We start from the raw sequence: 18,184 nt of genomic DNA on the forward strand, positions 1-18,184 counted from the left end.
GGTCAAACGCGATCGGCGGGCGGACAGGCAGCCCGGTTATCCGCCCTTGTTGGCCCCTGTTCGACCTTATTCGCCTTCCGGCAGGCTGGCGCCCACAATATTGAAGCCGGCGTCCACGTACGTGATCTCGCCGGTCACGCCGCTCGACAGGTCCGACAACAGGAAGGCCGCGACGTTGCCGACTTCCTCGATGGTGACATTGCGGCGCAGCGGGGCGGCTTCCTCGAAGTGGCCGAGCAGCTTGCCGAACCCCTTGATGCCGGAGGCGGCCAGCGTCTTGATCGGACCGGCCGAGATGCCGTTGGCGCGGATGCCGCGCGGGCCGACCGAGGCGGCCAGGTAGCGCACGCTGGCTTCCAGCGACGCCTTGGCCAGGCCCATCGTGTTGTAGTTGGGCACCACGCGTTCGCTGCCCAGATAGGTCAGCGTCAGCAGCGAGGCCTTGTCCGACAGCAGGGGCAGCGCGGCCTTGGCGAGCGCCGGGAAGCTGTAGGCCGAGATGTCGTGGGCGACGCGGAACGCTTCGCGCGACAGGCCGTCGAGGAAGTCGCCGGCGATCGCCTCGCGCGGGGCGAAGCCGATCGAATGGACCAGGCCGTCGAGCTTGTCCCAGCGCTGGCCGAGCGCGGCGAAGGTGGCGGCGATCTGCTCGTCGCTCGACACATCGCATTCGAATACCAGATCGCTGCCGAATTCCTTGGCAAAGTCCTGGATACGGTCCTTGAAGCGCTCGCCGACATAGGTGAAGGCCAGTTCCGCGCCTTCGCGCTTGCAGGCCGACGCGATGCCGTAGGCGATCGAGCGGTTCGACAGCAAGCCGGTGATCAGGATCCGCTTACCTGCCAGAAATCCCATAAGTTCTCCATGGTGGTCTTGTGATGCGCGTTCGCGGCGCGCCGGGGTGGGGCACGCTGCCGGGCACGGTTCGTGCTGAGCCTCGCCGGGCCGCGGGAGCGGCGGGCGGGCCGGATGACCGTCCCGCTTGCCGTACCGGATCGCCGATGGCGAGCGGGCAGGCCCGTTGCGGCCGCGGCCACGCCGCGTACTGGAATGTCCGGATGGCTGGAACGCCGCCGAACGAAGGTAAAATTGTCGCACAACTTGGCCCGGGCACCGACCGCGGCCGTACTTGGCAAGCGAAGTTCTGGGGGGAGGGCATCGACCGGATGCAAAGGCAAGCAGCAGGGCCGTTTTCGGCATGGCATCGTATCCGGGCGCGGACCCGCACCGGTCTGGTCCAGATGCTGGCACGGTCCGCCGCAGCCGCCCTGGTGGCCGCGCTGTTGCCAATGACGCCGACCTCGGCATGGGCCGCGCACGGCTTCGCGCTGCACGGCGACCTGAAGTACCCGCCCGACTTCCACCATTTCGACTACGTCAATCCCGATGCCCCCCGCGGCGGCACGCTGACGCTGGCCAATCCGGACCGGCGCACCAGCTTCGACAAGTTCAACCCGTTCACGCTGAAGGGCGTCGCCGCGCCGGGCCTGACCTCGCTGATGTTCGAGTCGCTGCTGATCGGCAGCGCCGACGAGACCGCCAGCGCCTACGGCCTGCTGGCCGAGGACGTCACGGTGGCGCCCGACGAGCTGTCGGTGACGTTCCGCATCCATCCGCAGGCGCGCTTTCACAACGGCGATCCGGTGCTCGCCAGCGACGTCAAGTATTCCTTCGACATGCTGATGAGCAAGGCCTCGAGCCCCGGCTATCGCAGCATGTGCGCCGACGTGAAGTCGCTGACCGTGATCGACGACCGCACCGTGCGCTACGACTTCAAGCAGCGCAACGGCGAGCTGCCGCTGATCGTCGGCTCGCTGCCGGTGTTCTCGCGCAAATGGACGGCCAAGGTGCCGTTCGAGAAGCTGACCTTCGAGACGCCGGTCACCAGCGGTCCCTATGTGATCGAGCGCTACGACGCGGGCCGCGGCATCATCTACAAGCGCAATCCGAACTACTGGGGCAAGGACCTGGCGGTGCGGCGCGGCACCTTCAACTTCGACCGCGTGGTGTACCGCCTCTACAAGGACGAGACCGCGCGGCTGGAGGCCTTCAAGGCGGGCGAATTCGACGCCATCGTCGAGTACCGCTCCAAGAGCTGGGCCAAGAGCTATGTCGGCAAGCGCTTCGCCAACGGCGAGCTGATGAAGACCGAATTCCCCCCACCGCAATGGCGCGGGCATGCAGGGCTTCGTGATGAACATGCGCAAGCCGCTGTTCCAGGACGTGCGCGTGCGCCAGGCGCTGATCCTCGCGCTCGATTTCGAATGGCTGAACCGGCAGCTGTTCTACGGCGCCTACAAGCGCCTCGACAGCTGGTTCTCCAACAGCGAGCTGGCCGCCAGCGCGACCTTCGACGGCCGTCCCGGCCCCGGCGAGCTGGCCCTGCTCGAGCCGCTGCGCGACCAGCTGGCGCCCGAGGTATTCGGTCCCATCGTCACGCAGCCGACCACCGAGCCGCCGCGCTCGTTGCGCGACAACCTGCGCGAAGCGCGCCGGGCTGCTGGCGCAGGCGGGCTGGACCTATAGCGACGGGGCGCTGCGCAACGCCAGGGGCGAGCCCTTCGTGTTCGAGTTCCTCGACGACGGCGGCGCGATGAGCCGCGTCATCACGACCTATGTACGCAACCTGGAGAAGCTGGGCATCCAGGTCCATCAGCGCACCACCGACTTCGCGCTGTACCAGAAGCGGCTGGAAGACTTCGACTTCGACGTGGTGTCGATCCGCTTCCCCCGATTCGCAGAGCCCGGGCAACGAACTGCGCGATCGCTTCACCAGCGAGGCGGCCTCGATGCCGGGCTCGGACAATCTGTTCGGGCTGAAATCGCCGGCGGTCGACAAGCTGGTCGACCAGGTGCTGCGCGCGCATACGCGCAAGGATCTGATCAATGCGTCGCGCGCGCTGGACCGCGTGCTGATGCACGGCTACTACGTGGTACCGAACTGGTACAGCGCCTCGCATCGCGTGGCCTACCGGCGCGAGCTGGTCTATCCGCAGCGGCTGCCGTACTACTACACGGCCGAGGGCTGGGTGCTCAGCAGCTGGTGGCGCAGCGATGTGCCCGGCGCGCAGGCCAAGGCAGCCCAGGCCAAGGCGGCGCGCTGAGCGCGGCGATGGCCGCGACGGGCGCCAAAGGAAAACAGGAAACGGCATGCTGGCCTATCTGCTCAAACGCGTTCTGCTGATGATCCCGACGCTGATCGGCGTCATCACGCTGACCTTCGTCGTGATCCAGTTCGTGCCCGGCGGTCCCGTCGAGCAGATGATGATGGAGCTCAAGGGCCGCGGGGGCGGCGGCGAGGCCAGCGGCGGCGGCGCCGAATACCGCGGCCGGCGCGGCGTCGACGCCGAGAAGATCAAGGAGATCCAGGCGTTGTACGGCTTCGACAAGCCGCCGCTGGAGCGCTACTGGATGATGCTCAAGCGCTTCGCGCAGTTCGATCTCGGCCAGAGCTACTTCCAGCACCGCAGCGTGTGGGAGCTGGTCAAGTCCAAGCTGCCGGTATCGGTCAGCCTGGGTCTGTGGACCTTTTTCCTGACCTATCTGATATCGGTGCCGCTCGGCATCGCCAAGGCGATCCGGGCGGGCAGCCGCTTCGACGTGGTGACCAGCATGATCGTGCTGGTCGGCTACGCGATCCCGGGCTTCGTGCTGGGCGTGCTGCTGCTGGTGCTGTTCGGCGGCGGCACCTTCGTGCAGTGGTTCCCGCTGCGCGGCCTGACCTCGGACAACTGGGAGCAGCTGTCGCTGATGGGCAAGGTGATGGACTACCTGTGGCACCTGGTGCTGCCGATCACCGCGTCCGTGGTCGGCAGCTTCGCCGTGGTGACGATGCTGACCAAGAACGCCTTCCTGGAGGAGGTGCGCAAGCAGTATGTGCTGACCGCCCGCGCCAAGGGCCTGTCGGAGCGGCGCGTGCTGTGGAAGCATATCTTCCGCAATGCGCTGATCCCGCTGGTCACCGGTTTCCCGGCGGCCTTCATCGGCGCCTTCTTCACCGGCTCGCTGCTGATCGAGACGCTGTTCTCGCTCGACGGCCTGGGCCTGCTGTCCTACGAGGCGGTGCTGCGCCGCGACTATCCGGTCGTGCTCGGCACGCTGTACCTGTTCACGCTGATCGGCCTGGTGACCCGGCTGATCTCCGATGTCTGCTACGTGCTGGTCGACCCCCGCATCCATTTCGAGGCCATGCCGCGATGACCCCGCGTTGGCAATCCCCTTTCCGCTCGACCCCGCGGCCGCCCCGCCTGGACCGGCTGCCGTCCTCGCTGTCGCCGCGCCAGCGTGCCTGGCAGCGCTTCCGCCGCAACCGGCTCGGCTACTGGAGCCTGATCGCCTTCGTCGTGCTGTTCGTGCTCAGCATGGTCGCCGAGGTGCTGTCGAGCGACCGGCCGCTGGTGGTCAAGTACCGCGGCGAGTGGTATTTCCCGATCGTGCAGACCTATGCCGAGACCACCTTCGACGGCGACTTCCCGACCCCGACCGACTATCTCGATCCCTTCATCCGCCAGCGCATCACCAGCAACGGCAACTGGGCCATCTATCCGCCCAACCGCTATTCGTACGACACGCTGAACTACTTCGCCAAGGAGCCGAATCCAGCGCCGCCGTCGTCGGAGAACTGGCTCGGCACCGATGACCGCGGCCGCGACGTGCTGGCGCGGCTGATCTACGGCTTCCGCGTGTCGGTGCTGTTCGGCCTGGCGCTGACCGTGATCGGCGTGGTGATCGGCACCATCACCGGCGCGCTGATGGGCTTCTTCGGCGGGCGCTTCGACCTGGTCTCGCAGCGCGCCATCGAGATCTGGAGCTCGATGCCGGAGCTCTATCTGCTGATCATCTTCGCGTCGATCTTCGAGCCGAGCCTGGCGCTGCTGATCATCCTGCTGTCGCTGTTCGGCTGGATGGGTTTGTCCGACTACGTGCGCGCCGAGTTCTACCGCAACCGCTCGCTCGACTACGTCAAGGCGGCGCGCGCGCTGGGCCTGTCCAATGTGCAGATCATGTGGCGCCATATCCTGCCCAACAGCCTGACCCCGGTGATCACCTTCCTGCCGTTCCGCATGAGCGCCGCGATCCTGGCGCTGACAAGCCTGGACTTCCTCGGCCTGGGCGTGCCGCCGACCACGCCGAGCCTGGGCGAGCTGCTGGCGCAGGGCAAGGCCAATCTGGACGCATGGTGGATCTCGCTGTCGACCTTCGGCGTGCTGGTGGTCACGCTGTTGCTGCTGACCTTCATGGGCGATGCGCTGCGCGATGCCTTCGATACGCGGCTGGGCCTGGCGGCGCTGCGCGGCCGGGTCGAGCCCAAGCTGCCCGATCCGTCGGCGGGATCGGCCAGCGGACCGGCGGCGGACGCCGCAGCGGCGGGCCAATCCGCCGCGGGAGCCAAGCCATGAGCGAGCTGCCGATCACGATGCCGCCGCAGCCGGTGGCCGCGCCGCACGACGCCGCCGACCCGGCCCTGATCCGCGTCGATCGCCTGTCGGTGACCTTCGGCGACGGCCCGGAGGCGACGCGCGCCGTGCGCGATGTCAGCTTCTCGCTGCGCCCGGGCGAACGCTTTGCGCTGGTCGGCGAGTCCGGCTCGGGCAAGACCGTGACCGCGCTGTCGATGCTGCGGCTGGTCGAGGACGCGCGCTACCAGGGCGCGATCCATTTCGAGGGGCGCGACCTGCTGCGCGTGCCCGACCGGGAGATCCGCGCGATCCGCGGCAGCGACATCGCGATGATCTTCCAGGAGCCGATGACCGCGCTGAACCCGCTCTATACCGTCGGCAACCAGATCGTCGAGACGCTGGAGCTGCACGAGGGGCTGGACAAGCGCGCCGCGCGCGACCGCGCGATCGCGCTGCTCGAGCGCACCGGCATCGAGGAGGCGGCGCACCGCTTCGACAGCTTCCCGCACCAGCTCTCCGGCGGCCAGCGCCAGCGCGCGATGATCGCGATGGCGCTGGCCTGCCGGCCCAAGCTGCTGCTGGCCGACGAGCCGACCACCGCGCTCGACGTCACCATCCGCGTGCAGATCCTCGAGCTGCTGCGCGACCTGCAGGCCGAGTTCGGCATGGCGGTGATGCTGATCACCCACGACCTGAACATGGTGCGCGCGTTCGCCCAGCGCATCGGCGTGATGGAGCAGGGCGTGCTGGTCGAGATCGGCGACACCGCCGAGGTCTTCGCCAACCCGCGCCATCCGTATACGCAGCGGCTGATCGACAGCCGCCCCCGGCGCGACGTGGTGCCGGTGCTGCCGCTCGCGCCGACCCTGCTGAGCGCGCGCGGCCTGGACGTCAACTACACGCGCAAGCGCCGCGGGCTGGCGGGATGGTTCGGCCGCGACGTGGTGCGCGCCGTCAAGGAGGTCGACTTCGACCTGCGCGAGGGCGAGACGCTGGGCATCGTCGGCGAGTCCGGCTCGGGCAAGACCACGCTGGCGCATGCGGTGCTGGCGCTGCAGCGCAAGAGCGGCGGCCAGATCCAGTTCCTCGGTCGCAGCCTGGACCAGGTCAGGGGGGCCGAGCGCACGTCGCTTCGGTCACGGCTGCAGGTGGTGTTCCAGGATCCGTTCGGCTCGCTGTCGCCGCGCATGACGATCGAGCAGATCGTCGGCGAGGGCCTGGCGCTGCACCAGCCGGGGCTGTCGCGCCAGGCGATGCGCGAGCGCGTGATCGAGGCGCTGCGCGAGGTCGGACTGGACCGGACCGCGCTCGGGCGCTATCCGCACGAGTTCTCCGGCGGCCAGCGCCAGCGCATCGCCATCGCCCGGGTGCTGATCCTCAAGCCGCAGGTGGTGGTGCTCGACGAACCGACCTCGGCGCTCGACGTATCGATCCAGCAGCAGGTGCTGGCGCTGCTGTCGCAGCTGCAGCGCAAGTACAACCTCAGCTACCTGTTCATCAGCCACGATCTGGCCGTGATCCGCGCCATGGCGCACCGGGTCATCGTGATGAAGGGCGGGGAGGTGGTCGAGGCGGGCGAGACCGAGGCGGTGCTGGGCGCGCCGCAGCACGCCTACACGCGCAAGCTGATGCGGGCCGCCCAGCTCGGCATGGAACCTGGCCAGGAACTGGGCCAGGCACTGGGCCAGGAACGCCGTCCGGGAGACGTCGGCGGCTGGCCCGGCTGATGTCCGCTACTGTCTGGGTTCGCGTGCGCGCTCCCGCCTGCGCTCATGTCTGATCTGGCGGTCAATCGGAAGAATTAGCGTGCAAGTCCCACGCTATTCCTTTGATTACATGGCGATTTCGGCCGATTTTGTAACGAACTTTGACATCGCTGGCGTGACCTTATACCATCCCGCGAGAACTTGATGTGTGGGTGGTTTGCACGCCGCACGTCTCCTGGCGGATGCTTGCAGGCCGTGCCCCGACGCCGTTGTCGGGATGATACGGTGCCGACATCCGCCCTCAGCAGTTTTTCCACATAGTCATCTCCGGTCCACACGACGATGGATTGCCGCGTCGCGTGAGGGATCGTGTGATTTGAACCATCCGAACCGGAACCAACGGGAGAACCCATGCAGCGAACGGTGCTTCATTCCCTGGCGCGTGCCGCCATCGGACTGACCCTGGCATGCGGCGCGGCCTTGTCGAATGGAGCCCTGGCTGACACGGTGTTCAAGGAACCCGGCGCGGAGCTGAGCGTCGAGGCCCCGCAGCAGTCCGAGCCGAGGAAGGGCCTGCTGTCGTCGATGATGAATTCGACCAGCCATGTCGCCAACAAGGCCGGCGACCTGGTGATGAACGCGCTGGGCCTGATCGGTGTCCGTTACCGCTTCGGCGGCAACACGCCGGAATCGGGCCTGGACTGCAGCGGCTTCGTCCGCTACGTCTTCAACGACACCTTCGGCTTCATGCTGCCGCGGCGCTCGGTCGAGATCAGCCGCGTCGGCACCAACGTTGCCGCGCACGAGCTGCGCCCGGGCGATCTGGTGTTCTTCAATACGATGCGCCACGCGTTCTCGCACGTGGGCATCTATATCGGCGACAACAAGTTCGTGCACGCGCCGTCGACCGGCAGCAAGATCCGCGTCGACGACATGCGCTCGGCCTACTGGGTCACGCGCTACAACGGCGCGCGCCGCATCGACGATATGCCCGAGCGCGACAACGGCGCGGCGGGCGGCATCGGCGGCATGGTCGAGACGCTCAAGCGCTTCGATCCAAACGCCAGCGGACGTACGTTCTACGGCGGCTGAGCGGCGAGGGCGCCGGATGGCGTCGATCGGTGCCCCTCGGCGCCCATCGGTGCCAGTTGGTGCCAATCGGCGCCGAACGCCGTGCAATAAAAAAGGACTGCCTCGGCAGTCCTTTTTTATTGGTGCGCTCATTCCTTGCGCTCGCCTTGCCTACTTCCCCGCCGCCTGCTTCCCCCGCAATCGGAGCGACCGGCTGCAGGCGCGCCTGCGCCAGCTTCTCGCGCAGCGCGGGCAGGGCAGCGACAGCGGCCTTCTCGCCGGCCAGGATCGCGCGGTTGCGCGCGCCGAAGTCGCTGCCGCTCATGTCGGGCAGGTCGGGGCGGATCACCACGTCGGCGCGGGCCAGCGCCAGCCGGTTGATCGATTGCCCCATGATCGCCGTGGTCTGCAGCAGCACGCCGCTCTGGCCGGCATTGTTCTGGCTGGCCGGATCGGCCGAGATGTTGACGGCGATGACGAAGTCCGCGCCCATGCTGCGCGCCGAATCGACCGGCACCGGCTCGACCAGGCCGCCGTCGACATAGTCGTGCCCCTGAATCGATACCGGCTGGAACACGCCGGGCACGCTGCTGGAGGCGCGTACCGCCTGTCCGGTGTTGCCGCGCCGGAACAGGATCGCGCGGCCCGTCTTCAGGTCCGTGGCGACGATGCCCAGCGGGATCTTCATCGCCTCGATTGGCCGGTTGTCCACCAGCCGGTTCACATAGTTCTGCAGCGCCTCGCCCTTGAGCCAGCCGCCGAAGCGCGTGCCGAACGGCAGCGCCCAGTCCGCGATGGTGGCCTCGTCCATCTTCAGCGCGTGCTTGTTCAGCTCGAAGCCGTCCATGCCGGAGGCGTACAGCGCGGCGACCACCGCGCCGGCGCTGGTGCCGGTGACCAGGTCGGGGCGGATGCCGTGCGCTTCCAGCGTCTTGATCACGCCGATATGGGCGAAGCCGCGCGCGGCGCCGCCGCCCAGCGCCAGGCCGATGCGGATGGGCCGCGGCGGCGGCGTCACCGCGGACGGTTCGGCGGGAGTGTCAGGCTTGGGGCCCAGGCTGCAGGCCGCCAGCAGGGACGCCGCGGTGGCGCCCGCCGCCGCGCTCAGGAACGTACGTCGTTGCATGCGGGAAATGAAAGGGTCGGGCGGGAGGTCGAGATGCCGGGGACGCCGGTTCGCCGGCGAGTTCGCTGCGCCGTCCGGGGAAGATCCCCGCGGGGCAGCGGTTCGGACCGGGCGATAGCATAAACGATTCCGCCGCCCGGCCTGCGGAACAGCCAGGGGCGGCAGACATGCCTGCCGGAGGTGACGGGGGCCTTTGCTACAATAACCCGCTCCGAATCGTCGGCCCCGCCTGTTGCTGCGCGGGCCTTTTTGTTTGCCGAGTTTCCGCGGTATTCCCCCTGTTCCCCGTCTATGACCACACGCGTCCGCACCCGCTTCGCCCCGAGCCCGACCGGCTTCATCCACCTGGGCAATATCCGCTCCGCGCTGTATCCGTGGGCCTTCGCCCGCCGCATGAAGGGCGATTTCATCCTGCGCATCGAGGACACCGACGTCGAGCGCTCGTCGCAGGAAGCGGTCGACGTGATTCTCGAAAGCATGCAGTGGCTGGGCCTGGACATCGACGAGGGCCCGTTCTACCAGATGCAGCGGATGGACCGCTACCGCGAGGTGGTCCGGCAGATGCTCGACGCCGGCCTGGCCTACCACTGCTATATGAGTACCGAAGAACTGGACGCGCTGCGGGAGGGAGCAACGCGCGCGCGGCGAGAAGCCGCGCTACAACGGCTTCTGGCGGCCCGAGCCGGGCAAGGTCCTGCCGACGCCGCCGGCCGGCGTCGATCCGGTGGTTCGCTTCAGGAATCCGATCGGCGGCAGCGTGGTCTGGGACGACGCGGTCAAGGGCCGCATCGAGATCTCGAACGACGAGCTCGACGACCTGGTGATCGCGCGGCCGGACGGCACGCCGACCTACAACTTCTGCGTGGTGATCGACGACCTCGACATGAAGATCACCCATGTGATCCGCGGCGACGACCACGTCAACAACACGCCCCGCCAGATCAATATCATCCGCGCGCTGGGCGGCACGCCGCCGGTCTACGCGCACCTGCCGACCGTGCTGAACGAGCACGGCGAGAAGATGAGCAAGCGCCATGGCGCGATGGCGGTGACCGCCTATCGCGACGAGGGCTATCTGCCCGAGGCGGTGCTGAACTATCTGGCGCGGCTGGGCTGGGCGCATGGCGACGCCGAGATCTTCTCCCGCGAGCAGTTCGTGGAATGGTTCGACCTCGAACACCTCGGCAAGTCGCCGGCGCAATACAACCCCGAGAAGCTGGCCTGGCTGAACAACCACTACATCAAGGTCGGCGACAACGCGCGCCTGGCGGAGCTCACGCGGCCCTTCATCGAGCAGCTGGGCGGCAAGGTGCAGGGCGCCGACCTGGTCGGCGTGGTGGCGCTGGTCAAGGATCGCGCCAATACGCTGAAGGAGGTCGCGCAGACCGCGCTGCTGTTCTATCGCGGCGAGCCGCAGCCCGATCCGGCGCTGAAGGCGGAGCATCTGACCGCCGAGATCGTGCCGGCCGTGCGCGCGCTGGCCGAGCGTCTGGCGGGTCTGGCCGAATGGCGCCGCGAGGCGATCTCGGCGGAGCTCAAGGCGGTGCTGGCCGAGTTCGGCCTGAAGATGCCGAAGCTGGCGATGCCGGTGCGGCTGCTGGTGGTCGGCCAGCTGCAGACGCCGAGCATCGACGCGGTGCTGGAGCTGATCGGCCGCGATACGGTGCTGCGCCGGCTGCAGGCCGGTGTGGGTGCCTGATCCAGCAAAAAAAGTTGCGGCGGGGGCTTGCGCTTTCGCCGCGACTTGCGCATAATCTCTTTCTCCCTGCAGCGCGGTTCAACACCAAGCGGGCATCACGGCAGTACCGCAGCGGTAACGGCGGCGAATATCCGAAGCGATATCGACGACAAACCGAAGCAGTAAAAAAGTGAAATAGGGGCTTGCAAAAAAGCAAGGCTGTTATATAATCTTGGCTTCGCTGGAAACGACAAGATAATCGCTTCGATAACGAACGATAATCTGGAAACAAAAAGCGAAACGCCGGTGACAATAACGGCGACAGCAGTACATATGGGGCTATAGCTCAGCTGGGAGAGCGCTTGCATGGCATGCAAGAGGTCAGCGGTTCGATCCCGCTTAGCTCCACCAAAATTCCAGCGATAACATCAGCAGTAGGGTGTTATCCGTTTCCGCAAAGCGGCTCGCCGCGATGCGCGAAACAAGACGGAACGTGTTGAAAAACAGGTTTCTGTCCCCTTCGTCTAGAGGCCTAGGACATCACCCTTTCACGGTGAGTACAGGGGTTCGAATCCCCTAGGGGACGCCAGATAATGGGCGTAATCAAACGTCCAGATTATCGGTAAAGCCTGCACCTCGGTGCGGCAATATCGATAAGCCGACTAAGGAGTGGTAGTTCAGTCGGTTAGAATACCGGCCTGTCACGCCGGGGGTCGCGGGTTCGAGTCCCGTCCACTCCGCCAAAACTGAACCCGCATGGTTAACGCCATGCGGGTTTTTCTTTTGGGTTTTTCTTTTTTTGGTGCGCGGGAATTTTGCCGCCCGATTCGTCCGGGCGGAAGGGCGGAGCCCCGCGAGTGCCGTGGGGTTCGACCTCTGGCCTCGATCCCCTCAGCTGCGCTCCTCGCTGATCCGAATGAAATAGAACACCAGCAGCGCCCCGGCGATCGCCAGGCTCAGGCTGTTGGCCAGCCAGAAACCGGCCGCGCCGTGCGTGAACGCCGGCATCCCGTCGATCAGCCCGAAACCCAGCACATAGCCGCCGCCCAGGCCGATTCCCCACAGCGACACCGCATAGATCACGGTCGGCACCAGCGCGATCTTGTAGGCGCGCAGCACGAAGGCCGTGGTCACCTGCACGGCGTCGAAGGCCTGATAGAGCGCGACGAAGGTCACCAGCGGCAGCGCGGCCTGGACCACCGCCGCATCGCTGGCATAGGCCCGCAGCACCGGCGCGCGCAGCAGCCATAGCGTTGCCCCTACCGCCAGCGCCAGCGCGGCCGCCAGCCGGATTCCGCGCCAGCCGACGCGCCGCGCACCCGCACGATCGCGCGCGCCGACCGCCTGCGCCACCAGCGTCGAGGTGGCGATGCCCAGCGACAGCGGCAGCATGTAGGCCACCGCGCCGAGGTTGGCGATGATCTGGTGCCCGGCCAGCGTCACCGTGCCCAGCCGCGTGATGAACACCGACATCAGCGTGAACGAGGTGATCTCGATCAGATAGGTCAGTCCCATCGGCACGCCCAGTCGCAGCAGCGCCCACAGATGCGAACGCATCGGCCAGCTCCACGCCGCGAAGATGCCCAGCGGGCGATAGGCGCCACCATGGCGCAGGATCAGCGCGCCGGACAGGCACCACATCCAGCTGATCAGCGTCGACGCCAGCGCGCAGCCCGGCCCGCCCATCGGCGCCAGGCCCAGCCCGCCATGGATGAACCACGCGTTGAGCGGCACCTTGACCGCCAGCCCCAGCAATTGCAGCAGCGTCACCATGATCGGGCGCGACAGCGCATTGTTCAGCGCCGAATAGATGCGAAAGCCCAGCGCCGCGGGCAGGCCGAATGCCTGCAGATGCAGGTAGGCGGTGGCCTTGTCGACCAGTTCGGGCGGCGCCTTGGCGAAGGCCAGCAGCGGACCGGGGGAAACTGAGCAGCAGCATGCCCGGCACGGCCAGCGCCAGGCCCAGCCACGCGGCCTGCCGCACCTCGACGCCGATCTCGGCGTGGCGCCCGGCGCCATACAGCTGCCCGGCGATCGGCGCCAGCGCCTGCAGCACGCCCATCAGGCTGATGTAGACCGTCACGTAGATCGATCCGCCCAGACCGACCGCGGCCAGGTCGGTGGCCGAGGCGCGGCCCGCCATGATGGTGTCGATCACGCTGAAGGCGATCACGGCCAGCTGGCCCACCAGCACGGGGCCGGCCAGCGCGGCAATGCGGCGAAGGTCCTGGATCAGGGTCATGGTCGTTCGAGGGCGCGGGCCGGGCGATGGCGGGACTGCTGCGCGATGGCGCCGGCGGGGGCGGAGCAAGGGCAGGCACGGCAGGCGGGGCGGGCAGGCCGGCAAGCGCCGGCCCGGTCCCAACCGCGGCCGCCGATCAAGGCTGCCGCGGCAGCCGGCGCGTGCTCTTGCGCGGCGGCGGCGCGGGCGGCTTTTCGATCAGCTGGTACATGCGGAAGCGTTCGTCGCGGTCCGAGGGGCGGCGGCCTTCCCAGATCAGCCGCCATTCGAAGCGCGAGATGCTCGACGGCTCGCCGTAGTCGACCGGGTCGTGCCGCAGCAGCACGTCGCAGCCGTCCTCGGGGCCGCCGAAGCGGAAATGCCCGAAGAACGCAAACGAGGCCAACTGCGCGTCGCCCATGCGGATCGGCTGCACGCACTCGTAGGTGGTCGGCAGCGCCATCGAGGCGGCCTCGGCGACGTCGCGGTAAGTCTTGCCGTAGTTGATCGACGGCAGCCACAGCGTCATCGCCATCACCCACATCAGCGTGGTGCCGGCGGCCGAGATCACCACCGGGCGCCAGATCTGCTTGGGTGCGCGCGACAGCCGCCAGCGCACCACCAGCACCCAGGCCGCGGTCGCCGCGAGCGCGAACAGCACCGCGCTCGCCGAGAACACATGCAGATAGCCGGGCAACTGCTTGAAGATGTTGTTGGCGATCCGCGGCGGCCAGCCGGTCGTCTTGGCCAGCCACATGAACCAGACAGTGCCGCCGAAGATCGTGAAGAACAGCAGCGCGAACCAGTCGATCGCGTTGATGGTCGCGCGCGTCAGCGTCGGCAGGCCGAAGGCCGCCAGCACCGCCATCGGCGGCAGCAGCAGGATGAACTGCACGTCGCCGGGCTGGCGCAGCATCAGCAGCAGCACGAACAGCGGCAGCAGCAGCGCCAGCGGCAACGCGACATGGGGCCCGCGCCGCATGCCGGCCCAGCTCAGCCAGGACCAGATCGCGATCGGCCACACCGGCCACGAGAACAGGAAGAAGTTGCGGGCGACGAAGCCGATCGCGAAGCCGTTCGGCCAGCTGTAGGTGCGCCGGTCGTAGCGCGACCATTCGCGGATGAAGGCGACCGCCTCGTCGCGATGCGCGGCGCCGAAGTAGGTCGCCGCCATCCACGCCGCGACCATCGCCAGCGCGATCGGCAGGGCGATCGTCAGCACGCGCCGCAATGGCAGCGGCTTGCAGACCACAGCGCCGATCAGGATCGCGGCGAACAGCACCAGCGGCAGGATCGGCCCGCTGGCGAGCGTCAGCGCGCCCAGGCCGGCGCCCAGCCACAGCGCGCCCTGGGTCGGCATGTCGAGGCTGCGCACCAGGCCATAGAGGCTCATCGCGACGAAGCAGACCTGGCCGACCTGCGGCGTGGTCTCGTGCCCGCGCATCGCCAGGCCGACGCAGGCCAGGAAGATCAGCAGCGCGCCATCGGCCAGCGTGCGGCCGTAGTCGCGCGCATTGGGCTGGCCGCCGAAGGCGAAGGCGAAGGGCTGCACCTCGGCGCGGCGTCCCAGCAGATAGGTCGCGTACCAGATGAAGGCGCAGGTGGCGAAATAGAACAGGGCGGTGGCGAGCCGCGCGGCATCGGGCGCGCCTAGCCAGCCGCCGGCCAGCCGGATCATCGCCGCGCCGACCCAGAACACCAGCGGGCCGTCCTGCCCGTAGGGCCGGCCGGCGATATTGGGCATCAGCCAGTCGTGCAGCCCGCCGATGGCCAGCTGCCACATCACGCCGAAGCCGGCGGCGTCCTCGTTTTTCCACGGGTCGCGGCCGAACAGGCCGACGGCGCCGTAGATGATGCAGATCGCCAGCAGCAGGGCGCGGGGCAGGGCCCCGGTGGCGGCGGCGGTCAGGTGGACGCGGGAGGCTTTGACGGGACTCATCGATCGGTCAGCGGACTGGGCGGCGTAGTTTGGCGCCGGCTTGCGCACCGGCTTGGGTGTCGGCTGCGGCGCCGGGCTTTGCACCGGACTGGGCGGGCGCGGTCGACAGCCTGCATCGGAAAGACGGCCGCGCCGCGCCAGACGCGTTGCAAAAGCAAAGAGGCAGCCTGGGCTGCCTCTTTTAACACAATGTGCACCGGTTCCTGCAGGAAGGCGCGCATCGGACGGCGGCAGAAGGCATGCGGGATGCGCTGCCGGCGCCGTCTCTGGTCCAGCCGGATTACTTCGCGGCCTTGCCCAGCTTGCTGCCGAACTTCTGGCGGAACTTCTCGACGCGGCCGGCCGTGTCCATGATCTTCTGGGTGCCGGTGTAGAACGGGTGCGATTCCGACGACACTTCGATCTTGGCCAGCGGATATTCCTTGCCATCCTTCCAGGTGATCGTTTCCTTGGTCTGGATGGTCGAGCGGGTCACGAAGCTGAAGTCGCACGACACGTCGACGAACACGACTTCGCGGTAATTCGGGTGAATGCCTTCTTTCATGGTGTTTCCTTGCAGGTTGGGTAGCCAGTCCGCGACCGCCGATGCTGTTGCGCTTGTTGCTGCGCGGATCAGCGGCGAGCGAACCACTTGCCGGTGACGGACAAACGCGGATTATGGCAGAGAAACAAGGACTTGGGCAAGGTGCAACAAGCAGCGCGTCGTGGCGACGTAGCACTCCTTTGTGCCTCCTGTATCACATCGACGCCGGATCCTGCCGGTAGAACGTCCTCAGCAGCCCGTACAGCACCGGCCAATGCCGCGACAGCCCCGCCGGCTCGACGAAGAAAGCCTCCGAGGCGACCGCGAAAAACTCGCCCGGCGTCTCGGCGCCATAGGGATCGATCACGCGCATCGGCGCCGGCAGGCGGTCCGGTTCGTCCCAGGCGGCGTCGGGCACCGCGTCGCAGGCGTCGGCGAAGCGCTGGTATTCGGCGTCGAAGGTCTGCGCCCACTGGCTTCGCTGCACGCCGGCATGCAGCGCGCGCGAGAAGGGCGGCACGCCGTCGGCCTCGCCGTCCAGCATGTCGAGCTTGTGGGCGAACTCGTGGATCACCACGTTGTAGGTGTCGTCGGGCTGGTCCGCGGCGGCGTCCAGTCCCGCACCCGGCAGGCTGGCGTCGGGCCAGGACAGGATCACCGGTCCATGCTCCCATGCCTCGCCGCTGGCCTTCTCGACCACGCCATGCACCAGGCCGATCTCGTCCTCGACGGTCCGCCGGATGATGAATTCGCCGGGATACAGCACGATGCCGTGCCAGCCGCGATACCACTCCGGGCCCAGCCGCAGGATCGGCACGCAGGCCTGCGCGGCGACGCTGACCACCATCTCGTCGGTCAGCACCAGCTCGTGCGCGGTCGAATATTCCTTGTCGGCGATGAACAGCGTGGCCAGTTCCCGCAGCGCCGCCAGATCGTCGGTGCCGTAGCGCTGCAGGAAGGGCAGCGCGTCGACAGTCTGCTGCCACAGCGCGTCGTCGATCGCGTAGCGGCGCAGCTTGCGCTGGCGCGAGCGGGCATGCAGCAGTCTGGCGAGGCGGGCGAGCATGGCGGCAATCGGTTCAGTCGGTGAAGACGTGCTGCGTGTCGGAACACGGCAGCGTGGCGGGCAACGCAGCGCGGACGGAAAAAGGCGCGCCGTGGCGCGCCTTCACATCAAGCGATCCGAGCGATGCGCTCGGCGGGGCGGCCTCAGCCGCCGCGGCGCATCATGTCGAAGAATTCGGCGTTGTTCTTGGTCGCCTTCATCTTGTCGAGGATGAATTCCATCGCCTGCACTTCGTCCATGTCCGAGATGAACTTGCGCAGCACCCAGATCTTTTGCAGGATCTCGGGCTTGATCAGCAGTTCCTCGCGGCGCGTGCCGGACTTGTTCAGGTTGATCGAGGGTAGACGCGCTTCTCGGCCAGCCGGCGTTCGAGGTGCACTTCCATGTTGCCGGTGCCCTTGAACTCTTCGTAGATCACGTCGTCCATGCGGCTGCCGGTTTCGATCAGCGCGGTGGCGATGATGGTCAGCGAACCGCCTTCCTCGAGATTGCGCGCGGCACCGAAGAAACGCTTCGGACGCTGCAGCGCGTTGGCGTCGACACCGCCGGTCAGCACCTTGCCCGAGGCCGGCACCACCGTGTTGTAGGCGCGCGCCAGGCGCGTGATCGAGTCCAGCAGGATCACCACGTCGCGCTTCAGTTCGACGAGGCGCTTGGCCTTCTCGATCACCATCTCGGCAACCTGCACGTGGCGGATCGCCGGTTCATCGAAGGTCGACGCCACCACCTCGCCGCGCACCGAGCGCTGCATCTCGGTCACTTCCTCGGGACGCTCGTCGATCAGCAGCACGAACAGGTCGGCTTCGGGATGGTTGTTGGCGATCGCGTGGGCAACGTGCTGCAGCATCACGGTCTTGCCGGACTTCGGCGAGGCCACCAGCAGCGCGCGCTGGCCGCGGCCGATCGGCGCGATCATGTCGATGATGCGGCCGGTGATGTTCTCCTCGGCCTTGATATCGCGTTCGAGCGTCAGAGGCCGGTTCGGATGCAGCGGCGTCAGGTTCTCGAACATGATGCGGTTCTTGACCGCTTCGGGCGGCTGCCCGTTGACCTTGTCGACCTTGACCAGCGCGAAATAGCGCTCGCCATCCTTGGGCGTCCGCACCTCGCCCTCGATCGAATCGCCGGTATGCAAATTGAAACGGCGGATTTGCGAGGGGGAAATATAGATATCGTCCGTGCTGGCCAGATACGACGTTTCGGGCGAGCGCAGGAAGCCGAAGCCGTCAGGCAACACTTCCAGCGTGCCGTCTCCGTAGATGGTTTCGCCCATCTTGGCGCGCTTCTTCAGGATCGCAAACATCAGTTCCTGTTTGCGCATCCGCTGTGCGTTGTCGATCTCGAGGGTCGCGGCCATTTCGAGAAGGGCAGACACGTGAAGCGATTTGAGTTCTGTCAGGTGCATAGACGAGGGGTACAGATGGGGCCCGGACGGGCGGAAGCAAAGGAAGGGGA

At 67.3% G+C, this 18,184-nt stretch carries 9 protein-coding genes, 3 tRNA genes and 5 pseudogenes; 9 read left to right on the plus strand and 8 right to left on the minus strand.

Translation table 11 applies throughout. The features are described 5' to 3' along the window. Nucleotides 1–66: 66 nt before the first annotated feature. Nucleotides 67–855, minus strand: a complete 789-nt coding sequence (gene fabI / locus OJJOAM_RS15170) for an enoyl-ACP reductase FabI (RefSeq protein WP_006578939.1) — start codon at nt 853–855, stop codon at nt 67–69. 434 nt (nt 856–1,289) lie between these two features. Here fabI and OJJOAM_RS15175 point away from each other — a divergent pair. From OJJOAM_RS15175 to OJJOAM_RS15195, 5 genes and pseudogenes are all read left to right on the plus strand, one after another. After that, nucleotides 1,290–3,104: pseudogene (locus OJJOAM_RS15175) on the plus strand (extracellular solute-binding protein). Nucleotides 3,105–3,150: 46 nt separating this feature from the next. Then, nucleotides 3,151–4,200: a microcin C ABC transporter permease YejB gene (locus OJJOAM_RS15180; RefSeq protein WP_006578940.1), complete on the plus strand. Its 1,050-nt coding sequence runs from the start codon at nt 3,151–3,153 to the stop codon at nt 4,198–4,200. Continuing rightward, nucleotides 4,197–5,399 carry an ABC transporter permease gene (locus tag OJJOAM_RS15185; RefSeq protein WP_422648429.1) on the plus strand — a complete coding sequence of 401 codons (1,203 nt, stop codon included), beginning with the start codon at nt 4,197–4,199 and terminating at the stop codon, nt 5,397–5,399. Before OJJOAM_RS15180 ends, OJJOAM_RS15185 begins: the two co-directional genes overlap by 4 nt. Nucleotides 5,400–5,416: 17 nt before the next feature. Then, the gene (locus OJJOAM_RS15190; RefSeq protein WP_422649611.1) at nt 5,417–7,126 is read left to right on the plus strand and encodes an ABC transporter ATP-binding protein; all 1,710 of its coding nucleotides are present in this window, start codon (nt 5,417–5,419) and stop codon (nt 7,124–7,126) included. A 390-nt stretch (nt 7,127–7,516) separates the two neighbouring features. Continuing rightward, nucleotides 7,517–8,197: a C40 family peptidase gene (locus tag OJJOAM_RS15195; protein ID WP_149319848.1), complete on the plus strand. Its 681-nt coding sequence runs from the start codon at nt 7,517–7,519 to the stop codon at nt 8,195–8,197. A gap of 178 nt (nt 8,198–8,375) precedes the next feature. Here the strand turns inward: OJJOAM_RS15195 and OJJOAM_RS15200 are convergent. Beyond that, a pseudogene (locus OJJOAM_RS15200) lies at nt 8,376–9,302 on the minus strand (patatin-like phospholipase family protein); the annotation flags it as partial. Nucleotides 9,303–9,593: 291 nt separating this feature from the next. Between OJJOAM_RS15200 and gltX the strand changes: the two are divergent. Continuing rightward, a pseudogene (gltX, locus tag OJJOAM_RS15205) lies at nt 9,594–11,001 on the plus strand (glutamate--tRNA ligase). Between the two features lie 95 nt (nt 11,002–11,096). On the opposite strand, the gene OJJOAM_RS15210 reads toward gltX, so the two are convergent. Then, nucleotides 11,097–11,348 carry a hypothetical protein gene (locus tag OJJOAM_RS15210; RefSeq protein ID WP_422648430.1) on the minus strand — a complete coding sequence of 84 codons (252 nt, stop codon included), beginning with the start codon at nt 11,346–11,348 and terminating at the stop codon, nt 11,097–11,099. On the opposite strand from OJJOAM_RS15210, the gene OJJOAM_RS15215 reads away from it, so the two are divergent. The 3 genes from OJJOAM_RS15215 (at nt 11,316) to OJJOAM_RS15225 (ending at nt 11,723) form a co-directional block, all read left to right on the plus strand. Continuing rightward, nucleotides 11,316–11,391 (plus strand) — tRNA-Ala (locus OJJOAM_RS15215). The genes OJJOAM_RS15210 and OJJOAM_RS15215 overlap by 33 nt on opposite strands. A gap of 102 nt (nt 11,392–11,493) precedes the next feature. Next, a tRNA-Glu gene (locus tag OJJOAM_RS15220) sits at nt 11,494–11,569 on the plus strand. Nucleotides 11,570–11,646: 77 nt separating this feature from the next. Then, nucleotides 11,647–11,723: transfer RNA gene (locus tag OJJOAM_RS15225), tRNA-Asp, on the plus strand. 148 nt (nt 11,724–11,871) lie between these two features. Here OJJOAM_RS15225 and OJJOAM_RS15230 read toward each other — a convergent pair. The 5 genes and pseudogenes from OJJOAM_RS15230 to rho form a co-directional block, all read right to left on the minus strand. Continuing rightward, nucleotides 11,872–13,222, minus strand: a pseudogene (locus OJJOAM_RS15230) (MATE family efflux transporter). A gap of 136 nt (nt 13,223–13,358) precedes the next feature. After that, complete coding sequence (locus OJJOAM_RS15235; protein ID WP_422648431.1) at nt 13,359–15,140, minus strand: ArnT family glycosyltransferase; 1,782 nt, start codon at nt 15,138–15,140, stop codon at nt 13,359–13,361. 280 nt (nt 15,141–15,420) lie between these two features. Beyond that, complete coding sequence (locus tag OJJOAM_RS15240; protein ID WP_422648432.1) at nt 15,421–15,684, minus strand: type B 50S ribosomal protein L31; 264 nt, start codon at nt 15,682–15,684, stop codon at nt 15,421–15,423. Between the two features lie 193 nt (nt 15,685–15,877). Continuing rightward, nucleotides 15,878–16,729, minus strand: coding sequence for a M90 family metallopeptidase (locus OJJOAM_RS15245; RefSeq protein ID WP_422648433.1), 852 nt, complete (start codon nt 16,727–16,729; stop codon nt 15,878–15,880). A 143-nt stretch (nt 16,730–16,872) separates the two neighbouring features. Then, nucleotides 16,873–18,134, minus strand: a pseudogene (gene rho / locus OJJOAM_RS15250) (transcription termination factor Rho). Between the last annotated feature and the right edge of the window lie 50 nt (nt 18,135–18,184).

Origin of the sequence: Cupriavidus sp. H18C1 (assembly GCF_049311595.1) — a bacterium.
Taxonomy (GTDB): domain Bacteria; phylum Pseudomonadota; class Gammaproteobacteria; order Burkholderiales; family Burkholderiaceae; genus Cupriavidus; species Cupriavidus cauae.